The following is a 22,525-nucleotide window of genomic DNA, read 5'->3' on the forward strand; positions in this document are numbered from 1 at the left end:
TGTCATCGGGAAGCAGGAGGAACAGAAGCAGAGTGAGCAGCTCATCTGCCACAAGTCGAGTTGCTGGAGCGAAACGCTCGCGTGAAATCTCCATTGCCGATATTGCGCGAGTGGCCGGTGTCTCCCATACCACCGTCTCGCGCGCCTTACGCGACAGCCCCTTGATCAGTGAAGAGACGCGGAAGCGTATCCAACAATTGGCGCTGGAGATGGGCTATACACCCAATGCGATCGCCCAAAGTTTGCAAACACGGCGCACCAGCACAATTGGTCTGGCGGTAACCTCAATTGCCGATCCTTTCCTGAGTGAGGTTGTGCGCGGGGTCGAGGAGGTCGCACGCTCGGCTGGCCTAAGCGTCTTCTTGAGCGCCACGCATAACGATCCTGAGCAGGAGATTGCGGTGATCGAGACGTTCCATCGTCGGCGTGTTGACGGCATTCTGGTGGCTTCTTCGCGCATCACGGGGGAATATAAGCAGCGACTTGATCAGATTCGCGTACCGACGGTGTTGATCAACAGCCAGGCTGAGTCGCAGTACGAGCTGCTCCACTGGGTGGCGGTGGATGACCTGCTCGGGGCGCGGCTAGCAGTTGAGCATCTGCTCGCTCTTGGTCATCGCGCCATTGGCTATCTAGGCACACATAGTCGCCCGCGCTCCTGCCGCCAACGGCTGGAAGGCTATCAGGCCGCTCTGGCTAGCGCCGGCCTGGTGCCACGCGAGGAGTGGGTGGCGATCATGGCGGCAGAAGAAGCTTCCCCCCAGGAAGATGTCCTTTGTGGGCGCCGCGCGCTTCAGCGCCTGCTCGATGCGGGAGTGACTGCTGTCTTCTGCCAGAATGATATGATGGCCATCGGAATCCTGATGGCCTGCTACCGTCGTGGCCTGGCGGTCCCTGCTGAGCTGAGTGTCGTTGGCTTCGACGATATCGAGATGGCCAGCTATATTAGCCCCCCTTTAACCACGGTACGTCAGCCGCGTATTGAGCTTGGGCGCCTAGCGATGCAGGTCTTGCTCGATCTACTGCATGAACAGGAGGGGCGCAATCATGTCCTCGCCCCGATGCTGGTGGTGCGTGAAAGCACTGCTCCGCCGCCCGCCTCGTAGCCTGTGGTGGGCGGAGCGGATGAAAGAAAGGCAGACAGGCAGAAGGCAGGGCGACCGTCTGGCGGACCCGCATTCATCTCCAGGCAGGGTGAGATCGAATGGATAGACGGAGTGGCCGGAGAGTAGTCCATCATCTGGCCTTACAAGCGCTTGTCCGTAGGACAGAACAAGCAAGCGACTTGAGATCAAAGGTGGTGGCGGCGGAGTATGGAGTGACGGCAGGCCAGAATGCACTAGTGTGGCGTGGGGCTGGGTCAGCCTCTCCTTGTTTGGGACAAAGCTGCGAGAGTGAGGATGTCCATTCGGTCAAGGAAGATCAGATCGCACAGGAGGCTCGTCGATGGAGCTAGAACAGCGGCAGAGAGCCTATGACCTCGTTGCCATAGGGCGCTCCTCTCTCGACTTGTACTCCAACGATATCGGAGCGCCGTTTGAGGAAATTAAAAGTTTTGCCGCCTACGTCGGTGGTTGTCCTACCAACATCTGTGTCGGGGCCCGACGATTGGGGTTGCGCTCGGCGCTGCTAACCGCCGTTGGCGATGATCAGGTGGGCAATTTTATTCTCCATTTCTTGGCCCGCGAGGAAGTAGAGACGCGTTACGTGGTGCGCAAGCCAGGCTATCGGAGCAGCGCCGTAGTGCTGGGCATCCAGCCACCAGATTGTTTCCCGCTCACCTACTATCGCGATCACTGTGCTGACATTGAACTGACGATCGACGACGTCCTGGCAACGCCGCTGGGGGAAGGACGTATTTTACTAATCACCGGCACCGGTCTGAGCAAGGAGCCCAGTCGCAGCGCCACCCTCTTTGCTGCCGAGCTGGCTCGCGAGCAAGGAACGATGGTGGTCCTGGATATCGATTATCGTCCCGACCAGTGGCATGATCAGCGCGCCTTCGGCGTGGCGCTTCGCTCGGCGCTGCCGTTGGTCGATCTGGTGATCGGAACCGAGGATGAGATCAAAGCAGCGATGCTGCGCGATGCCAGGCAGGTGCAGGTGGCACACTCTCAGATCTCAGATGCCCGGGTGAGCGGTGATGTCGAAGAGGCGATCCGTGAGATGCTACGTCGGGGTCCGCGGACGCTGGTGGAAAAGCGCGGCGCTCGTGGCTCGCGAGTCCACCAGGCACCATCCGGCGAGGCGAACGGCTCTCCGTCCTGCCTGGAGGTGCCCGGCTTCCCGGTGCCTGTCCAGAATATTCTGGGCGCCGGTGACGCCTTTGCCGCTGGTCTGCTCTATGGCTTGTTACAAGGCTGGGATTGGTATCGGGCCGCGCGTCTGGGCAACGCCTGCGGTGCGATCCTGGTAACACGGCATGGCTGCGCCGATTTTATGCCGACCTATGCTGAGGTGATGGCCTTCGTCGAGGAACACGGTGGCCTCTAGGTGAGGCAGCTGAACTGGAATGAACTGGAGAGAAGTGGAGGGCAGCGCCAGTAGGGAACGGAAGTGGAACAAGGAGCGCAAGAGGAGGGCAGTGGCTTCTGCCTGATCCTGCTGCCCTGGGCGCTCTCCTGCAAGCGCGTTCGTTGACTGTGAGCAAGCTGACTGCCCGGAGGAGAACGATGAGTGAGCATGCTGGCCGACGCATGACAATGGCACAAGCGCTGGTTGCCTTTCTGCGCAATCAGTATGTAGAGCGTGACGGCGTAGAGCAGCCTTTTTTCGCGGGCTGCTTTGGGATCTTCGGTCATGGCAATGTGGCAGGCATTGGCCAGGCCCTCCAGGAGATACCGGATTTTCGTTATTATCAGGCTCGCAACGAGCAAGCAATGGTCCATACGGCCATCGCCTATGCAAAAGTCAAGAACCGCCTGCAGACCTTTGCCTGTACCTCCTCGATTGGACCGGGGGCTACGAATATGGTCACCGGCGCCGCCACAGCTACCATTAACCGGCTCCCTGTGCTCTTGCTGCCCGGAGATTTCTTTGCTCGGCGCAATGTGGCTCCAGTGTTGCAGCAGTTGGAGTCAGAGCATACTCAGGATATCTCGGTCAATGATTGCTTTAAGCCAGTGAGCCGCTACTGGGATCGTATCACGCGCCCGGAGCAGCTGCTGACGGCTCTGCCCGAAGCGATGCGTGTGCTGACGAGTCCAGCGGAGACAGGAGCAGTGACCCTGGCTTTGCCCCAGGATGTGCAGACGGAGGCCTACACTTATCCGGAGGCGTTTTTCCGCAAGCGGGTCTGGCATGTGCCTCGCCCACGGCCTGATCGCCGACGACTGGACGAGGCCGTCGCCTGGATACGAGCCAGCCAGCGCCCGCTGATTATCGCGGGTGGCGGCGTGATCTATGCTGAAGCCTGGACGCTGCTGGAACGCCTGGTGACCGAGACGGGAATTCCTGTAGCTGAGACGATGGCTGGGAAGGGCAGCCTGCGCTTTGATCATCCTCTTAATCTGGGGGCAATCGGCGCAACGGGTACGTTCGCGGCGAATCGCCTGGCCCGCGAGGCCGACCTGATTATCGGAATTGGAACGCGCTATAGCGACTTTACGACGGCTTCGAAGACTGCCTTCCGCCATCCGGCGGTACGTTTTGTCAATATCAATGTATCGGAGTTTGATGCGGCGAAGCACTCGGCGCTCTCGCTGGTGGGCGATGCCCGGGCGACGCTGGAGGAGCTGCTGCCGCTGCTGGCAGGCTATCAAGTGGCGCCCGAGTATCGACAGTGTGCCGAAGACCTGCATCGCGAGTGGGAGGCTGAGGTTTCGCGCCTCTACGGCATGCGTCATGGGCCACTTCCCTCGCAGGGCGAGCTGATTGGAGCTGTCAATGAATGCGGCTCTCCCGATGGAATCGTGGTCTGTGCCGCCGGAAGCTTGCCAGGCGACTTGCATAAGCTCTGGCGCTCACGCCATCCAAAACAGTTCCACTTGGAGTATGGCTATAGCTGCATGGGTTACGAGATCGCAGGAGGCCTGGGAGCAAAAATGGCCTCCCCTGAACGGGAGGTCTATGTCTTGGTCGGCGACGGCTCCTATCTGATGATGAACGGGGAGATTGTGACCTCGATCCAGGAAGGCTATAAGCTGGTGATCGTGCTCTTCGATAACCAGGGCTTCAAGAGTATCGGCTCGCTGAGCCGCTCGCTCGGCCAGGGCGGCTTTGGGACGCGCTATGCTTATCCTCGCAATGGAAGCCTGCCCGGCGATGAGGCCGGCTTCGAGGTGGTGCCACTGCCCGTTGATCTAGCGGAGAACGCCCGCAGCCTGGGCGCTTATGTGATCCGCTGCCGCGATACCGCCGATGTGGTGGCCGCCCTGGAAACTGCTCGCACGCTGGACCGCACAACGGTGATTTATGTACCGTGCGACCGCTATGAGAGTGTGCCTTCTTATGAAAGCTGGTGGGATGTGGCCGTGGCTGAGGTAAGCTCTAGTCCCCAGGTCCAGGCGGCTCGCCGTGAGTGGGAGACAATGCGCGCTGAAGAACGGTACTTCTTATAGTCATAGAATACGGAGTACCTGGCTGATCCTGCGCCTTCCGCCCTGGGAAGGTAAGGCGCCGAAGAAGGCTCCGCCAACGCATGGTGAGAGCCATGTAGCATCGAAGCGGGGACTGTCAGGTAGATATCTGATCTATGGCTGATCTTGCTTGAGCTACAAGGCGGGTAGAAATGGCAATGGAGAAGATCGGCATAGCCAACGCTCCCTGCTCCTGGGGGATGCTGGAGTTCGATGAGACCCAGAAGCAGGGGCTGGCTATCCCCTGGAGACAGATGCTGGATGAGCTGCGGGCCACTGGCTATGAAGGGACCGAGTTAGGAGACTGGGGCTACCTGCCCACCGAGGCAGAGCAGCTGGCCGCAGAACTACAGAAACGCGAGTTGACGCTTGTGGCGGCCTTTATTCCCGTGATGCTGAGAGAGACGAGCGCGCTGCGGGCTGGCCTGGATCAGGCCCTGCGTATTGCCAACTTGCTCGCTGCAGTGTCCCAGATCGGCGGAGCTACGTGGAGACCTCTGCTGCTCCTGGCCGATGAGAATGGGTGTGATCCCCTCCGGACGTCCTGCGCTGGACGCATTTCCCCCAGCCAGGGATTAAGCGCTCGCGAGTGGCGCATCTTCGCTCGTAACAGCGAGACCGTTGCTCGCATGGTCTACGAGACCACGGGACTACGCACAGCCTTCCATCATCATTGCGCCGGTTATGTGGAAACACCAGAAGAGATTGCTCGCTTCCTAGAGTTGACCGATCCGAACGTCATCGGCCTGGCTTTCGATACTGGCCACTACCTCTACGGCAGCGGCAGCAATGAGCCGGGGCTGATCGAGGAGGCCCTCCATCGCTTTGATTCGCGGATCTGGCATGTTCATTTTAAAGACTGCTCGCCAGCAGTGGCCCAGGAGGCTCGTACCCAGAGGTGGGACTACTTCACTGCACTGCGCCACGGCCTCTTTTGTGAGCTAGGACAGGGAGCGGTTCCATTCCCTACGGTGGTAACCTGGCTCCAGCTGCATGGCTATCAGGGATGGATCGTCGTCGAGCAGGATGTGCTGCCCAGTATGGGCAGCCCCTATCTCAGCGCTTTGCGCAATCGCCAGTACTTACGTGATCTTGGTCTCTAGGCCGGCTGCTATCCTTCTCCAAGATGGAGAAGCACCCACATGCCGATGTTCAGAAACACCTGTCAGCTTGCTAACCAAAACCAGCCACGAGCAGCCAGACAAGAGGATAGGAAAGGATAACGGGATGACTGCTAGACAGCTAACCGTTGGCTTGATCGGCGCCGGACGAATCGGACGCCTCCATGCTCATCACCTGACAACACGACTTCCACGAGCCTGCTTGCTGGTCGTGGCCGACGCCTGTGCTGAGGCCGCCGAGTCCTGTGCCCGCGAGTGCGACATACCTCGCTTCTGCTCAGATTATCGAGAGATCCTGGCAGACCCGCAGATCGAGGCTGTCCTGATCTGCTCGCCGACAACGACTCATGCTCAGCTCATCGAGGAAGCCGCTCGCTCCGGGAAGCATATCTTCTGTGAGAAGCCGCTGGCTCTCGACCTGGAGTCGATTGATCGGGCACTGGCCACCGTCGAGCGAGCGGGGGTCAAGCTCCAGACAGGTTTTAATCGCCGCTTTGATGTTCATTTCCGCCGCGTCAGGCAGGCTGTTGAGCAAGGGGAGATTGGCTTGCCATTGATGCTCCACATTACAAGCCGTGATCCCGCTCCCCCTCCGGTGGCCTATCTTCGAGTCTCCGGCGGCCTATTCCTTGATATGACGATCCACGATTTCGATACGGCCCGCTTCTTGCTTGCCAGTGAGGTCGAAGAGGTCTTTGCCCTGGCCCATGCCCTGAACGAGCCAGACATTGCCCTGGCTGGGGACGTGGCCCACGCCGCTGTAATGCTGCGTTTCGCCAATGGAGCAATCGCTACGATCAGCAATAGCCGCCGCGCCAGCTACGGTTATGATCAGCGTGTCGAGCTGTTCGGTAGTGAGGGCTGCATTGCCATCGACAATGCCTATCCCAATACAGCGGTGGTCAGCGACCGCCATAGCGTGCGGCGTGATCTTCCCCTGCATTTCTTTATAGAGCGCTACGCCGAAAGCTTTGCTGCCGAGCTGCAAGCCTTTGTCGAGGCTGTCCTTGACGACAGGCCCGTACCTGTCAGTGGCCATGATGGCCGGGCCCCGGTAGCCATTGCTCTGGCAGCCCAGCGCTCTTTGCGGGAACATCGCCCAGTCTCCCTGCGTGAAGTAGCCTGAACGACAGACGCCTGCCAATAGAAGGCGGCAAAGTGATGAAGGAGCGGTCTTCGGTAGCAAAGAAGAGGAGGAGAGAGCACTGTGTATGGAAGAGAAGAGATGTGCATCCACTCCAGGCAGAATAAGCTGAGCCGGCTCCAAGCCTGTGCCGATGAGCACGGCATCATTACTGCCCTGGCCGTTGATCACCGGACAAATCTGGCTCAGGCTCTGGCCATGGCCCAGGGCTTGCAAGGGCAAGCCAGCGCCTCTGACCTGCGTACCTTCAAGCGCCTGGTCACGCAGATTCTGTCTCCCTACGCGAGCGCTGTCCTGCTTGATCCCGAGTATGGTCTGGACGCCCTGGCGGTACGCCATCCCAGTACGGGCGTGATGCTCGCATACGAGCGCTCGGGCTATAGCGCCAATGGCCGCTATGAACCTCCCGAGGTGATCCCTGACTATAGTGTACGGCGCCTGGTGGAGGTTGGAGCCCAGGCCGTGAAGGTCTTGCTGTACTATAACCCCTTCGATAGCCCGCACATCAATCGTGTCAAGCAGGCCTATATCGAGCGCATAGGAGCCGAGTGCCAGGCCCTGGAAGTGCCTTTCTTCCTGGAGCCACTTGTCTATGCCGGCGAGGAACTGGCTGGGGAGAACGCCGCGCTGAACTTTGCACAAGCCAAGCCAACCTATGTCGCCCTCACTGTGGCTGAGTTTGGACAGCCACGCTACGGTGTCGATATCCTGAAAGTGGAATGGCCCATCGTACCGACCTACACCTCTGGACTGCAGAGCTGCGAGGCACCAACGCCAGCTTACTCGCGCGAAGAGGCCATTGAACAGCTACGCGTCGTGGGAATGGCGGCTTCGAAACCCCTTGTCTATCTGAGCGCGGGCTACAGCTCAGCCACTGTCTGTGAGCTGCTGGAGCTGACCGCTGAGGCCGGCGTACCTTTCTGTGGCGTGGTCTGTGGCCGCGCCTTCTGGCAGGGAGGGATCGCTCTCTATGCCAGAGGGGGAACCGCTGCCCTGGAGCGCTGGCTGGCACAAGAGGGCGTTGCCGCCCTGCAAGCGATCGCCTGTGTTCTGCGTCGCTGCGCCACACCCTGGTGGGAGCTGCTGGCATCCGGCTAATGCCAGCTCTCTCCCAAGGCCAATCTCTCGGTTCAATCAGTAACAGACTGAACGCCTATTGGGAATCAGGCAAGCCGGACAGGACCAGATGGACGCAAATCAGGGCCTGGATCGTTGAACCTGGACTGATGAACCTCCAGCGTTCTACGTACTTCAGGCCAGGCCCTCCTTTTGATAGGAGCTTGACTGAAGAAATCAAAGGGGAGAGGGTGACCATTTCTCCTGTATCTTGCTGGCCAATTCCTATCCTGGCTTGCGCACTGATTCTCTGGATCTCGCCTGAAAAAGCGTTGGAGATTCTCGCTCGCTATTGACTATCAGCGGCAACCGAACCGGCTGGCAAACGCACCCCCTCGGCAGGGCCTTCATGCTATAATGTGAATATCGCTAATCATCTCGCTGGCGCCAACCACTCAGGCAAAAGCGAGTGTTGTTCAAGGAAGGACAGTCTACAATCTGCATTCAGGGAAGAGAGAACTATGTCTTCATCCACATCCAGGAAGCAAGCCAATCCTCCCGTCTCACAGGCGCGCTCGCAAGGGCAGACGTCCCAATCCTCCACCAACTCCCTTAGCAAACGTCCGCAGACTGAGAGTAGGCTGAGAGGAACAGCTCCTAGACAGACGCAGCGGGCAGGCCGACGACGAGGTGTCTCAGTCTGGCGCGCCTACCGCTGGTGGCTGGTGGGCCTCACTCTCGTTGTGATTGGGGCCATCGTTGGCCTCTTCCTCCTCCTTGGCCACCAGAGCACGGCAAATTCCACCAGCAGCCGCTCTGCGACAGACCCGCAGGTCTTGAACGATCTGGCCCTCATCAGCGACAGCCAGTTCTCCAAAGTAGGTACTGGTAACCTGTCGAGTCCCCTGCGCGTCATCGCTGATCGCCCAATGCTGCGCGGACCCACTGGCAAGCCTGAGTTCTTCTACTGGGGCGCCGAATTCTGCCCCTACTGCGCCGCGGAGCGCTGGCCGGTTGTTGTAGCCCTCAGCCGCTTTGGCACCTTCAGCAAGTTGCCAGAGACAACCTCCTCTGACACAGATGCCTACCCCAATACTGCAACGTTTACCTTTCATGGCAGCGTCTACCAGAGCAACTACCTCGATTTCGCCCCGGTTGAGCTAGAGGACCGCGAGGGTCATCCTTTGGAAGGACCAACGGTGGAGGAACAGCAGATCATTGGCTCGCTCAATCCCGATGGCAGTATCCCATTCCTGGACATTGCCAACCTCTACCTGGTGCGCGGCCAGAGCTTTGATCCCGGCATCCTCACAGGGCTGTCTCAGCGCGACATTGCCTTGCAACTGACTGATCCCGGCACTCCCGTAGCCAAGAATATTCTGGGCGTCGCTAACTATTTGACCGCCGCTATCTGCGTAGCGACAGCGGATCAGCCGGCGAGCGTCTGTAACACTTCCTATATCCAGTTTATTCAAAGGCAGCTGCCGCGCTCACCCTATGCTCCTACTCCTACCCCCACGCCATCTGCCAGCCTGCCGTCAGCTCTCCCGACAACGGCACTCGGGCTGATAATGCTGCTGCCCGCGGTCCGCCGGCCTCAAGGCGAGGTGAGACGCCGTACAAGTCAACACCAGGCGCAGAAAAAGCGCTGAGAAAAGACACAACCAGCCGTGGCCCGTGAGGGAATAATCTCCATCCACGGCTGGTTGTTTTTTTCTTGCTCTGCTCTCACCGCTGGCTAAGAGCCTGCTGACGGGGTGCGATTGCCACTCTCACTCTCTTGCCAGGCTCGTACGATGCCCTCCGGGGTCATAGGCAGCTCCGTCAAGCGTAGTCCAAGTGCATCGCGCAGGGCGTTGCCAATCGCAGCGGCCACCGGGACGACTGGCGGCTCGCCGGCCCCACGTGCTCCGAAAGGACCAAGCTCACACGGTACCTCGACAATCAGCGGCGTAATCGAAGGCACATCCTGGCTATGGGGCAGGGCATAGTCCATCAAAGTCCCTGTGAGCAGTTGGCCCTCCTCGCCATAGACCAGCCGTTCCTGCAAGGCCCAGCCAATGCCCTGCGCTACACCCCCGTAGATCTGGCCTTCAACCTCTCCGCGGTTCAATGCGCGTCCCACATCCTGAGCGGCAACATAGTCCAGGACCCGTACCTCGCCTGTCTCTGGATCAACTGCCACCTTCGCCAGGTGCACAGCGAACATTGGGCCGGACGTAGCGTTTGCCGATCGACCACGGCCAAAGACAGGGGCATAGCGAGCGCCGAAATTGGTCGAATTAGCAGCCACCTGCTGGAACGTCACATACTTGTCGGGGACGCCACGCACGGTAACTCGCCCATCCCGCAGTTCGAGATCCTCACGGGCCGCTTCCAGCAACTCCGAGGCAATCGTCAAAATTTGCTCGCGGGCATCCTGCGCCGCCGCCAGAACAGCGGAGCCGAGGGCGTAGGTTGTCTTGCTGCCAGCTGTCAAGCCACTGTAGGGCATGGTGTCGGTACCCTCGTGAACCACTGTGACCGCGCGCGGCGGCAGGCCCAGAACCTCCGCGGCGATCAGGGCCAGGGAGCTGTCGGAACCTGACATATCGACGCTGCCGACGATCACTGTGCAGCTGCCATCGCTTTCCAGGCGGCAGAGAGCCGCTGCAGGCTCGGTAGCTCCTGGCCAGCCACCAGCCGCCAGGCCGATGCCAACTCGCCAGCCGCTTAGCTCCGCTGGTAACTCACTCCGAACCCGCTCGCGCTCGCTCCAGAGTGGGTGGCTTCCGACTGCCTCCAGGCACTCCACCAGACCGATACGGGGCCAGCGACCCCCCGGAACACGCGCATCCCCCTCACGCAGGGCATGGCGTAGACGGAATGCTAGTGGATCAAGCCCAAGACGGCGACAAAGCTCGTCGACCGTCGACTCCAGGGCAAAATAAGCCTGGGGACCGGTCGGAGCCCGGTAAGCGGCGCTGCCCGGCTTGTTGGTTTGCACCAAATAAGACTGGATGGCAAGGTGAGGGCAACGGTAGAGATTGCTGAAGTGGAAGCCGCTCAGCCCCGCTAGCGGGTAAGGATAGGCACCCGAATCGAGGATCAAGCGCACCTGAATGGCCGTCAGAGTTCCATCGCGCCGCGCCCCCAGTTTCACCGTAATCGCGGTCTGCGGCGCTGGATTACCGGCCAGCAGCTCCTCCTGCCGTGTGTAGACCAGGCGCACCGGTCGACGCAGCTGTAGAGCTGCCGCCGCTACCAGTGGCTCAAGCAAAACCTCCTTTCCACCGAACCCTCCGCCGACCGGCACTGGCTCCACATGGATCTGCCGCTCGGATAGGCCCAGCGCCAGAGCCACGGCCCGACGAGCATTAAGCAGTCCCTGGGTGCTGGAATAAATGGTCAGCTGCCGGGTGTGAGCATCAGGAACAACCAGGACCGTCTGCGGTTCTAAGTAGGATTGATGCACAGGCGAAGTCCTGTAGTGCTCCTCCACAATGACCTCCGCCTCTCGCAAACCCTCCTCGATCTTCCCCATACGCAGCGGCGGCAGTGCAGCAGCGTTGGGCGATAGCCCCTCCTCCTCCAGTGAAGTACCTGGTGGCAGAAAGAGCGCATGGCTCTGCCGCAGTGTCTCGCGAAAATCGCGCTGCAAACAGGCTCGTGGAGCACCCGGGCGACAGGCAGCCTCGGGATCAAGCACAGCTGGCAGTGGCTCATAATCGACCTCAACGGCAGCAGCTCCATCTTCGGCCAGTGCCTCCGTCTCTGCCACAACCAGTGCCACAGGGTGGCCACACCAACAGACCTCGGTGCCTGCCAACGGCTCCAGCGAGCGCACGCTGCCGTCCGAGGACCGCAAGCCTAGATTGGCCGCAGTGAAGACAGCAACTACCCCTGGCAAAGCCAGGGCTGCCGAAGGGTTGATGCGCCGGATGAACGCATGGGCGTACGGACTGGTTACCAGACGTGCATGCAGCACTCCCGCCGGTAAATGATCACCCGCATAGCGAGCACGCCCGCTGACCTTGGCTTCTCCGTCCTGGCGGGGGAGTGCCGTGCCAATCAGGACAGATGACGCCTGCCTCTGTGCTTCATGCAACATCGAATAGAGACCTCCTTTCGCCTCCTGCAGAAAAAGGAGAGAGAACCAGGCTTGTCTCACGACAGCCGGGCGCCAGCTCACCCGCCCGTAGACCAGGCAGAGCGGCGCCGCTTTTCATTGAATGCCAGCGGCGATGCTCCCGTCAAGTCCTCAAACCCCGTCAAGGATGCTGTGGCCCCTGGAGACTGAACAGAGCAGCCAGCGTGACCAGGACCCCAGCCGCCACAACAGTGACTGCCAGATGTCCGCTATCTGTTCTGGCTTTTCGGAGCAAGCAGCCCTATGCTCTCCCTTAGCAAGGAGTGCCATACCAGTGGCTTTGGTGCCAGTATCTCCATTACCAACACCGGCGGCACGGCCATCAATGGCTGGACGCTCAGGTTCACCTTCCCGAACGGGCAAACGATCACTCAGGGTTGGAATGGCAGCTTTAGTCAACAGGGGAGCACTGTCACCATCACCAATCTGTCCTATAATGCCACCATCCCGGTGAGAACGACACTGGGTGGCCCCCCGGCTTTAATGGCACCTGGAACGGTACCAACTCACCTCCGACGAGCTTCACGCTCAATGGCGTGACCTGTAGCACTCAGTAACCCATAGGAAGCCAGCCGCCAGATCTGGTCAGTCCGTGTCTGGCCTGCCTTAGCCTGCGGGCGGGCCACAGACCTTTTCTGCAGTCTGTCAGAGTGAGTACCCTGCTAGCAGGGCCAGAGGGGTCCCTCGCCACAAGCGGACCCTTCCTTGCTTTCCCGCCTTCTCTCCTACCCCTCCCGCCTTTCTCGAAAATGTTGCGAAAAAAAAGTCCTGGAAGGCTTGACGGAAACCGGTTTCAATGTTATAGTTTCGCCAGAAACCGGTTCCAGAAGCTGGCACCCACCGGCGCCAGGCGGCACCACCCGCACAGGAACCAGATGCACCAAGCCTTAGACGTGGGAGAGACGACAATGGATGAGAAGCTCACCATCCAGGATATCGCCCGCCTTGCCGGCGTCTCGAAGTCGAGCGTCTCGCGCGTCCTCAATAATTATCCGGCTATTAGCCAGGAGCTACGTGAGCGCGTGATGCGGGTGGTGCGCGAATATAACTTTGTGCCGAATGTGACTGCGAGAGGACTGGCCGGCGGCAAAACTCGCCTGGTCGGGGTATTGACCCCGCCGCTGACCTGGCCGGCGATTCCAGAGATGCTGCGTGGGGTGGCGGAGTATATCGAGCGTACCTCCTACGAGATGGTCCTCTATAGCATCAATTTTGAAAATCCTACCCACACCGACGTCGTCGACCGCATTCTGTCCCTACGCATGGTCTCGGGCCTGCTGGCCATTCTCCCCTGCGATCTGACTCCTCATTTGCTCAAGCACTTTGAGCGCGGATTGCCGATGGTCATGATCAATGACCAGGAGCCGCCAGAGCATTTCCCTTGCCCGTGGGTGGGCGTGGATAATCGCACGGGGGGCTATCAGGCAACCCGCCATCTGCTCGACCTGGGCTATCGGCGTATCGCTCACGTCATGGGGCCGAAGCGCTACTACTGCGCCCAGGAGCGGTTTGAGGGCTATTGTCAGGCGCTGCGCGAGGTCGGGCTGGAGCCTGACTCCGAGCTACTGCTGCAGGGCGAATTTGATCCTGCCAGTGGTCGCCGCTGTGCGCGCGAGTTGTTCGCCCGCGAGCGAACGCGCTGGCCCGAGGCGATCTTTGTGGCCAACGATCAGATGGCCTACGGCTTTCTAGAGGTGGCCGAGGAGCAGGGCATCCAGATTCCCCAGGATGTCGCTCTGGTCGGCTTCGATGATAACCTGGTCTCGTCTCATGTCCGCCCCCCGCTGACAACGGTGCGCCAACCGTTCTCTCAGATGGGGGCGAAGGCGATCGAGCTACTCTTGAAGATGGTCGATCCCGATCATGTATTGCCGCGCACGCGGGCCGCTGAGGACGAGGGGCACTCTGAGGCCGGGGCAAGGATGATCCCCGCCGCTGGGCCGCTGGCCGCTGCCGCCGATGGCGCTGGCCATCAGCTGCGCATGCGCGAAAGCTCTGCTCCCTATCGCCTGGACGGGGCCATTCATATACAACTCGATACCAGCCTGGTGGTACGAGCGTCAAGTGTGCCTGCCTGACGCCGGCTCGCTCCTCCGCGTTGGACCGCACGAAGCGAGCGCTTCATCCAGATAACGCTTGCTTGCTCTGCCAGAGGATAGGATGTGCCTTAATGTTGCATGGATGCGTCTCTCTACCGGAGAACAGTATGTACTGTCGTACTGTTGTCCTGCTTTCTAAGCTGACCGGTGAGCTGAGCTGCCTGGCGGCAGCTCCGGCATACATCGCCTGGGGACCTGTCCTGTCTGCCCCGGCTCGCCGGGTCCTGCTCTCTGCTGACAGTTAGACGGCAGGCGGGCCAGCTGTCTGGCTCAAACCACGCTGCTGGCCATCCAGCGTACCGCCAGCGAGGATGAAGGGAGGTGGAAGGCTGGCCAGTGCGCTGTGGCTGCTGGCCACTCTCGCCGGCACAGCTGCTGCCGGCACTGCAGCACTGCTGTTGACTGCGTCCGCTTGCTGGATGCCCGCCAGAGCGCCTGCGGCGGCGCTGGCTCTTCTCTAGCCAATGGGGTGCTGCCAACTCAGCTGCAAGGCAGCTGACGACTTTTCCGCAGGAGAAAGGAGTACTGGATGCGGATACCTCAGCGTAGAGTTCACAGGGATGTCGATGAGTCTGCTCGTTCCGGCACCGCTTTCCGTCGCTTGCCCTTCAGATGGCTCCTCTTCGTCGTCTGTGCCCTGGTGGTCTGCCTATCTACCGGGCTGTTTCTGATGGCCCGCACGGCTCCCCAGGCCCATGCTGCTACCTGGACGGAGGTGTGGGGCGATGAGTTTAACGGGCCGGCAGGCTCTCCGCTGGATACTTCGCAGTGGATCTACGATATCGGCACCGGCTACGGCACCGGGGAGATCGAGACAACGACCAATAGCACGGCCAATGTCTCCCTGGATGGCAATGGTCACCTGGCCATCACACCACTGCGCGATGCCAATGGCAATTGGACCTCTGGCCGCATTGAGACAGTCAACGATAGCTTCGCGGCTCCTCCCGGCGGCGAGCTGGAGGTGACGGCCTCCCTGCAGCAACCCAATGTCTCCGGCAATGCCGCCCTGGGTTACTGGCCGGCTTTCTGGATGCTCGGCACCCCCTACCGCACCGACCATAACTGGCCCCAGGATGGCGAGGTCGACATTATGGAGGATGTCAACGGCCTCAGCTCGGTCTTCGGGACCATGCACTGCGGCACCTATCCCGGCGGCCCTTGTAATGAGCCAAATGGCATTGGCAGCGGTCAGAGGCCGTGCCCCGGCTGTCAAACGGGTTTCCATACCTATACGGTCATTATCGATCGCAGTGTCTCGCCGGAGCAGATCCGCTGGTACCTGGATGGCAACAACTACTTTACGGTGAGCGCCAACCAGGTGGACCCCACAACCTGGGCCAATGCCGTTGATCATGCTTTCTACATCATCTTCGATCTGGCCATTGGCGGTGGCTTCCCCGCAGCCTTTGGCGGCGGCCCGACCTCAGCCACCCAGCCCGGCGTGCCGATGTTGATCGACTACGTGCGTGTCTATACTGCCAATGGCTCGGCGGTGACGCCGACTGCGACTCCTACCCCTAGCCCAACACCAACGGCCAGTGGCGGCAGCGGCAGCGGCTTTACGCAGGGGGTCAATGCCATTAGCAGCAATCAGGTGCAGTTCTGGTTCCAGCCGAGCGGCTGGACGGCGGGCTACGTGATCCTGCACTACACGATCCCGGGTCAGGCTCAGCAGAATGTGCAGATGAGCTACAACAGCAGCGCCGGCCAGTGGCAGTATACGGTGAGTGGCGTCAGCTCGGGACAGACAATCACCTATTCGTTTACCTACCAGCAGAATGGCCTGCAGTACGATACGGGCACCTACACCTATACGGTAGGCTCCTCGGCGGCAACCCCCACGCCGACACCGACTCCCTCGGGCGGTAGTGGCTTCAGCCAGGGGGTCAACAGCGTCAGTTCCACTCAGGCTCTCTTCTGGTTCCAGCCGAGCGGCTGGACGGCGGGCTACGTGATCCTGCACTACACGATCCCGGGCCAGGTTCAGCAGAATGTGCAGATGAGCTACAACAGCAGCGCCGGCCAGTGGCAGTATACGGCTGGCGGGATGAGTTCAGGACAGACGATTACCTACTCGTTTACCTACCAGCAAAACGGGTTGCAGTATGATACGTCAACCTATACCTGGACCCATCCCTGAAGGCCGGGGCGCCTTCTTCGCCCTCGCTCTTGATTGAGGCGAGCTGATCCCTCGCTTCTTCCCTTCTCGACGCTGCCGCCAGGCTGCCGCCAGCAGACCGACGGACAGCGCCGAGAAGGACCGACGGCGGCCTCAGATCCGGCTGATCTCGGGGCTGGTGCCGGAAGCGATCAGATGAGTTCAGGAGCAACTCGGATTTGCAATCCGATCAGGAGGGCTGGCTGGTCCAGTGCCGACCGCGACGAGACGATGCTTCGTTCGCTCAATCGACGTCCGATTCGCTTTCCAAGGAGGTGCGCTCATGTGCGATAAGACCGGCCTCACTCGTTCTTCACCACGACCTGGCTCCGCGGCAGGCCTGGGGCGCACTGTGCTCTCGCTGCTAGCGTTGAGCTTGCTGCTCCTGCTGGCTGCCTGTGGTCAGGGTAGCTCTAGCAGCTCGTCCAATAAGACCCACGTGCTGACGGTCGTGCCCAGCCCTAAAGGTGACTTCACCAACGGCTTTAGCCCTTACTCGGCTACTGCGAACTACGGTTCGCAGGGCATGATCTATGAGACTCTGCTCTTCTTTAATCGCATGAATAGCCAGATCACGCCCTGGCTGGCGCAGAGCTATGATTTCTCCAGCGATGCCAAGACCCTGACCTTCCACCTGCGCTCTGGCGTGAAGTGGTCCGATGGCCAGCCTTTCACGTCGGCAGATGTGGTCTTTACACTGCAGATGCTCAAGCAGTACCCGGCAGCGGATACCAATGGCCTCTGGCAGTATATCCAGAGCGTCCAGGCCTCCGATGATCAGACGGTAACCGTCACTTTGAAGGCCCCCTATACGCCCATCCTCTGGTATCTGGCTGGTCAGACCTGGATCGTCTCAAAGCATGAGTATGCCAGCGCCGGCGATCCGACCAAGTTCGTCGACGCTAATCCTGTCGGCACTGGTCCCTTCATGTTGAAGTCCTTCTCGCCGCAGCTGATTACGCTCAAAAAGAACCCGAATTACTGGCAGCCCGGTAAGCCAGCCGTCGATGAGATCCGCTATCCGGCTTTCGATTCGAATACCAGCGCCGAGCTGCTGCTCAGCCGCGGTGATGTCGATTGGACGGGCCTCTATACGCCTAATATCCAGCAGACCTATGTTGCCAAGGACCCGGCCCATAATCACTATTGGTTCCCCAACCGCAACATTGTGATGCTGTATTTGAATACGGCGAAGGCTCCGTTCAACCAGCTGGCGGTGCGCCAGGCCATTAGCGCGGCGATCGATCGCGAGCAGATTTATAAGGTAGCCGAGAGCGGCTACGAGCCAGTGGCCAGCCCCACCGGCCTGGTCCTGCCGGAGAACCAGAGCTTCCTGAATCCGAAGTACGCTAATGTCTCCTTCGCTAAGGACCCCAATCAGTCTCAGCAATTGCTGGAGAGCGCTGGCTTCCATAAAGGGTCGGACGGCATCTATGTCGATAGCAGCGGCAAGAAGCTGTCGTTCCAGATCGATGTGGTGACCGGCTGGACCGACTGGGTGACAGCGGTGCAGATCATCGCCAGCGACCTGAAGGCGATCGGCATCGATGCGAAGGTGAATTCGATTTCCTTCAATGCCTACTTCAGCGCTCTGCAGATGGGCAGCTACGATATGGCGATCTCCTGGACCAACCCGGGACCGACGCCCTTCTACCTGTATAATTCGCTGCTCAATAGCAGCAACAGTGCCCCGCTTGGGAAGCCTGCGGCCTCCAACTGGGAGCGCTGGATGGACCCGACGACTGATAAGCTGCTGGCCCAGTACGCGACAACGACTGACCAGGCGCAGCAGCAGCAGGCGCTCTATGGTCTGCAGCAGATTATGGTAGAGCAGCTGCCGAGCATTCCTCTGGTCTACGGAGCAACCTGGTACGAGTACAGCAGCCGCAATTTCACCGGCTGGCCGGATGCGCAAAATGCGTACGCTTCCCCGGCTCCCTTCGACTTCCCCGATGCCGAAGTGGTGGCCTTGAATTTGAAGCCCGTTGCCTGAAACCCCATGCGTAGGCGAGGTGAGGGGGCCGATCGGGTGCGGCTCTCTCTCCTCCCTCCGCATCGGCTTGGCTTGGCTCGGCCCGGTCCGCCTGATACCAGCTCCCTTCTGCCAGGCGGGTGGCGCGTTCAGGACGACTCGGCGCTCCACTTCCCGAGGAGCGCCCGCGCGACCTGTGCCGCTTGCCAGACTCGCTTCGTCAGCAGGCTGCGGCCAGGCCCGGGGCCAACCACAGGCCTTGGCGCTGACTCCGATGGTGCTCCATTTCGTTCGATGGCAATGGACTTGTATGGGTAACGGATAGGCAAGCGGGTTTGCTTTCCTAGCTCAATAGTAAGGAACAACTTCGGCCAACACCCGGCATGGCAGCGCCCGCCAATGCTCTCGGCGGCTGGTGAACGCTCACCGCTACACCGTCGCTTTGCTGGCTGCATATGGCACTGCTGCCTCTCTCGGCTGGGAGGAAAGAGGACCCAGAATGAGGCATTTACTGCGCCGCCTTGGCTTCTACCTGGTGGCCCTGTGGGCCTCGATTACCTTGAATTTCATTATTCCGCGCTTGATCCCGGGTGATCCGGCTGGCGCGCTGATGGCCCGTTTCCAGGGACGGATGACGCCCCAGGCCATTCATGCTCTGGAGCTGCAGTTTGGTATCTCTCACGATCCGCTCTGGATGCAATATATTCAGTACCTGGGGAATCTGGTCCACGGCGATCTCGGAACCTCTTTTACCTACTTCCCGACGCCCGTGGCCACTGTCCTGGCTCAAGAACTGCCCTGGACGCTGGCCCTGGTCGGGACCTCCGTGCTGATCAGCTTTGCACTGGGGTCGCTGATCGGCGTCTTCATCGCCTGGAGACGCGGCTCGTTTCTGGATAATATTCTGCCACCTTTCTTGACGTTTTTCTCGGCTATTCCCTACTTCTGGCTGGCTCTGATTGCGCTCTATCTCTTGGCCTATACTTTGAGGTGGTTCCCGGTGAACGGCGGCTACGATACGTCCTTGACGGTCGCGCTGACGCCGGATTTCTTGCTGAGCGCGCTCAACCATGCTCTGCTGCCCGGCTTCACGATTGTCCTGGCCTCGATCGCCGGCTGGATGCTCGGGATGCGCAACGCCATGATTACCACCCTGACCGAGGACTATGTCTTGCTGGCCGAGGCCAAGGGCCTCAAGGAGCGCCGGGTGATGTTCTCCTATGCGGCTCGCAATGCTATTCTGCCAAATGTAACCGGCTTCGCCCTCTCGCTCGGTTTTGTGGTGGCTGGCTCCCTCTTGACCGAGGTGGTTTTCTCTTACCCTGGCGTGGGTTTCGCCTTGTTGCAGGCCGCGCAGAATTCCGATTATCCCTTGTTGCAGGGCATTTTCCTGCTGATCGCGCTGGCCGTGCTGGGCGCCAATTTCCTGGCGGACCTGGCTTATCTGGTACTTGATCCACGGGTGCGCTAGCGGCGCTGGCGATCGATAGGCTGTGATAGGTGGTCTGTCGCTGAGGTCGGTTGGCTGCCACTGGGCCGCGGGCGAACGGCAGGCAGCCCGGCCCTGACGTAGACCTGAGCAGCGCCGAGAGATCGAAGACAGAGAGAAGGAGTAATCGATCATGGCTATGCGACCTCAATCGCCAGAGTCAGCGGCTACGTCGGCCAGCGAGCTGCAGCTGGGGGCAAGTACGAGCGCGGCGCTGGACCTCGTGTCGGCTGGAGCTGGCAAGGCCAGCCCGGGACCGGCCTCGGCTCCGGTCTCCGAGCGGCCCTGGATGAGTCTATGGCGCATCTTTACGCTCAATCGCAAGGCGATGGTGGGGATGTGCATTGTGGGGTTCTTCTTCCTGGTGGCGATCTTTGGGCCGTTTTTTATCCATACGGACCCGAGCGCTTTGTCGAACGATGTGCTGGTGCCGCCATCGCCCAGTCACTGGCTGGGGACGACGCAGACCGGTCAGGACATCTTTAGTCAGTTGGTGGTGGGCACGCGGGTCTCGATTCTCTGGGGGCTGGCGACGGGCCTGGTGGTGACAGCCATTTCGGTGTTGGTCGGCTTGTGCGCCGGCTACCTGGGGGGGATCGTCGATGATGTGCTCTCGCTACTGATCAATGTCTTCCTGGTGCTGCCGAGCTTCCCGCTGGCGGTGCTGCTGGCCGCTTACGTGCCCTTTAAGGGGCCGTTGACGGTGGCGGTGGTCATCACCCTGACAAGCTGGGCCTATCAGGCGCGGGTGCTGCGCGCGCAGACGTTGTCACTGCGCCGGCGCGATTTTGTGGAGGCGGCCCGCTCCAGTGGTGAGTCGACCTGGCGCATTATCTTCTTTGAGATTTTCCCAAATGAGATCGCTATTGTGGCCGCCGGTTTCGTGGGCACGGCGATCTATGTGATTCTGGCTGCCGCCGGCCTGGAGTTCCTGGGCCTGGGAGATGTGACGGTGGTCGACTGGGGCACGATGTTCTACTGGGCCCAGAATAATGATGCTTTGCTGCTGGGGGCCTGGTGGTGGTTCGCGGCCCCGGGCCTCTGTATCGCCCTGCTAGGGGCCGGGCTGGCTTTGATCAATTTCGGCATCGATGAGGTGGCCAATCCTCGCCTGCGCAGTGAGGCGCGGCCCAGTAAGCGTCTGCTGCGGCAGATGCTGACGCGCTCCGTCGGGACGGGCACGGCCCCTTCCGGTGCCTCGCATAGTCTCGGCTAGCGGTGGATGTTCGCACTGCCCGGCCCTGGCCTCTGCTGTGGCGGGCCTGCTCTCTCCGCCCGAGGGAAGCCAGGGCCTCTCTCTCGACACCGCCGGCTAGTCGCTTACTCTCTTGCTTGAGAGACCATCATTCCCGAGAGGATAGAGAACAGGAGAACGCATGACGAGTATCCCCACTGTCTCGTTCCAGGCGGTAGAGGACCTGGCTGCACGCTTTCCTGCGGGCTTCTTCTGGGGGGCCGCAACATCTTCGTATCAGGTGGAGGGCGCGGTCGCTGAGGATGGCCGCGGCCCTTCGATCTGGGATGATTTTTCGGCGACGCCGGGCAAGGTTGTCGATGGCCAGAGCGGCGCTCAGGCCGCGGATCATTACCATCGCTATCGCGAGGATGTGGCTCTGATGGCGCGCCTGGGCTTGAATGCTTACCGCTTTTCCATCGCCTGGCCGCGGGTACTGCCAGAGGGGCGTGGTCTGGTGAATCAAGCGGGCCTGGATTTCTATGATCGCCTGGTCGATGCGCTGCTGGAAGCGGGCATTCAACCGTTTGTCACGCTCTATCATTGGGACCTGCCTTCGGCTCTGGAACGCGAGGGCGGCTGGAGGGTGCGCTCGACAGCTTACGCCTTCGCCGACTACGCAGAGGTGGTGGCGCGCCGGCTTGGCGATCGCGTCTTGCATTGGATGACGCTCAATGAGCCGTGGTGTAGCGCCTATCTGGGCTACGGGATTGGCGTGCACGCCCCGGGCCTGCGCGATCGTCAGGCGGCAGTCGATGCTGCTCATCATCTCTTGCTGGCGCACGGGCTGGCCCTGCCCCGCATGCGGGCGGTCTTGCCCGCGCAGGCACAGATCGGCACCGCTCAGGTGCTGGTGAAGGTCTATGGCGCCGATGAGCGCCCAGAGACGCAGCGCGATGTGGCCCTGGCCCATGCGTTCTCAAATCGCTGGTTCCTTGATCCGCTCTACCGCGGATGCTATCCCGAGGGCCTCTTTGCGGCTTTGGGCCTCAATCCGCCGCCTATCGAGGAGGGCGATCTGGAGCTGATGGCGGCCCCCCTCGATTTCCTCGGGGTCAATAACTATTCGCGCATGCTGGTGCGCGGTTCGCCAGAGCCGCCGCTGGCCGATCAGTGTCGAACGGTTTCGCCTGTTCCCAATGCCTGTTATACTGATATGGCCTGGGAGATCTTCCCCCAGGGCCTGCGCGATCTCCTGCTCGATGTGAGCCGCGAGTATCCAGTGCAGCGGCTCTATGTGACGGAAAATGGGGCGGCTTTCCCCGATGAGTGGGATGGCGGCGAGACGGTCCACGACCCGCGCCGCGTGGCTTACCTGGCATCGTATATCAGTGCCTGTGCCGAGGCCCTGGAGCAGGGGGCGCCGCTCTGTGGCTATTTTGTCTGGTCGCTGCTCGATAATTTCGAGTGGGCCGAGGGCTACCGCAAGCGCTTCGGCATCGTCTATGTTGATTATGCCTCGCAGCGGCGCGTGATGAAGGAGAGCGCTCACTGGTATGCAGCCCTGCTGCAGACTTTCCAGGCTCGCTCGCGCTGCTGCTGA

Annotated in this window: 15 protein-coding genes; 14 read left to right on the forward strand and 1 reads right to left on the reverse strand. The window is 60.6% G+C overall.

Annotated elements, in window-relative coordinates; all coding sequences use genetic code 11:
* Positions 1 to 32: 32 nt before the first annotated feature.
* From KTAU_RS19650 to KTAU_RS19680, 7 genes are all read left to right on the forward strand, one after another.
* A complete protein-coding gene (locus KTAU_RS19650; RefSeq protein ID WP_228026548.1) occupies positions 33 to 1,106 on the forward strand; it encodes a LacI family DNA-binding transcriptional regulator in 1,074 nt (357 codons plus the stop codon).
* A gap of 340 nt (positions 1,107 to 1,446) precedes the next feature.
* Positions 1,447 to 2,493: a 5-dehydro-2-deoxygluconokinase gene (iolC, locus tag KTAU_RS19655; protein WP_151729969.1), complete on the forward strand. Its 1,047-nt coding sequence runs from the start codon at positions 1,447 to 1,449 to the stop codon at positions 2,491 to 2,493.
* A gap of 179 nt (positions 2,494 to 2,672) precedes the next feature.
* Positions 2,673 to 4,559, forward strand: coding sequence for a 3D-(3,5/4)-trihydroxycyclohexane-1,2-dione acylhydrolase (decyclizing) (iolD, locus tag KTAU_RS19660; RefSeq protein ID WP_228026549.1), 1,887 nt, complete (start codon positions 2,673 to 2,675; stop codon positions 4,557 to 4,559).
* A gap of 170 nt (positions 4,560 to 4,729) precedes the next feature.
* Complete coding sequence (locus KTAU_RS19665) at positions 4,730 to 5,680, forward strand: TIM barrel protein (protein WP_228026550.1); 951 nt, start codon at positions 4,730 to 4,732, stop codon at positions 5,678 to 5,680.
* 124 nt (positions 5,681 to 5,804) lie between these two features.
* Positions 5,805 to 6,824 carry an inositol 2-dehydrogenase gene (gene iolG, locus KTAU_RS19670; protein WP_151729970.1) on the forward strand — a complete coding sequence of 340 codons (1,020 nt, stop codon included), beginning with the start codon at positions 5,805 to 5,807 and terminating at the stop codon, positions 6,822 to 6,824.
* Between the two features lie 81 nt (positions 6,825 to 6,905).
* Positions 6,906 to 7,940, forward strand: a complete 1,035-nt coding sequence (locus KTAU_RS19675) for a tagatose 1,6-diphosphate aldolase (RefSeq protein WP_228026551.1) — start codon at positions 6,906 to 6,908, stop codon at positions 7,938 to 7,940.
* A 683-nt stretch (positions 7,941 to 8,623) separates the two neighbouring features.
* Entirely contained in the window at positions 8,624 to 9,550 is a 927-nt protein-coding gene (locus KTAU_RS19680; RefSeq protein WP_170293446.1) for a DUF929 family protein, read from the forward strand.
* Between the two features lie 86 nt (positions 9,551 to 9,636).
* Here KTAU_RS19680 and KTAU_RS19685 read toward each other — a convergent pair whose 3' ends face one another.
* Entirely contained in the window at positions 9,637 to 11,988 is a 2,352-nt protein-coding gene (locus KTAU_RS19685) for a xanthine dehydrogenase family protein molybdopterin-binding subunit (RefSeq protein ID WP_151729972.1), read from the reverse strand.
* Between the two features lie 282 nt (positions 11,989 to 12,270).
* Between KTAU_RS19685 and KTAU_RS19690 the strand changes: the two genes are divergently transcribed.
* The 7 genes from KTAU_RS19690 to KTAU_RS19720 all read left to right on the forward strand — a co-directional run bounded on the left by KTAU_RS19690 (position 12,271) and on the right by KTAU_RS19720 (position 22,525).
* Positions 12,271 to 12,567 (forward strand): cellulose binding domain-containing protein, encoded by a 297-nt coding sequence (locus KTAU_RS19690; RefSeq protein WP_228026552.1) that lies wholly within the window; start codon positions 12,271 to 12,273, stop codon positions 12,565 to 12,567.
* Positions 12,568 to 12,902: 335 nt separating this feature from the next.
* Positions 12,903 to 14,105 (forward strand): LacI family DNA-binding transcriptional regulator, encoded by a 1,203-nt coding sequence (locus KTAU_RS19695; protein ID WP_170293447.1) that lies wholly within the window; start codon positions 12,903 to 12,905, stop codon positions 14,103 to 14,105.
* Between the two features lie 550 nt (positions 14,106 to 14,655).
* Entirely contained in the window at positions 14,656 to 16,269 is a 1,614-nt protein-coding gene (locus tag KTAU_RS19700; RefSeq protein ID WP_151729974.1) for a glycoside hydrolase family 16 protein, read from the forward strand.
* 301 nt (positions 16,270 to 16,570) lie between these two features.
* A complete protein-coding gene (locus tag KTAU_RS19705) occupies positions 16,571 to 18,280 on the forward strand; it encodes an ABC transporter substrate-binding protein (RefSeq protein WP_151729975.1) in 1,710 nt (569 codons plus the stop codon).
* Positions 18,281 to 18,758: 478 nt separating this feature from the next.
* On the forward strand, positions 18,759 to 19,730 hold the full coding sequence (locus KTAU_RS19710; RefSeq protein ID WP_151729976.1) for an ABC transporter permease: 972 nt from the start codon (positions 18,759 to 18,761) through the stop codon (positions 19,728 to 19,730).
* Positions 19,731 to 19,881: 151 nt separating this feature from the next.
* Positions 19,882 to 20,964 carry an ABC transporter permease gene (locus KTAU_RS19715; protein ID WP_228026553.1) on the forward strand — a complete coding sequence of 361 codons (1,083 nt, stop codon included), beginning with the start codon at positions 19,882 to 19,884 and terminating at the stop codon, positions 20,962 to 20,964.
* 160 nt (positions 20,965 to 21,124) lie between these two features.
* On the forward strand, positions 21,125 to 22,525 hold the full coding sequence (locus tag KTAU_RS19720; protein ID WP_151729977.1) for a GH1 family beta-glucosidase: 1,401 nt from the start codon (positions 21,125 to 21,127) through the stop codon (positions 22,523 to 22,525).

The organism is Thermogemmatispora aurantia, from assembly GCF_008974285.1.
Taxonomy (GTDB): domain Bacteria; phylum Chloroflexota; class Ktedonobacteria; order Ktedonobacterales; family Ktedonobacteraceae; genus Thermogemmatispora; species Thermogemmatispora aurantia.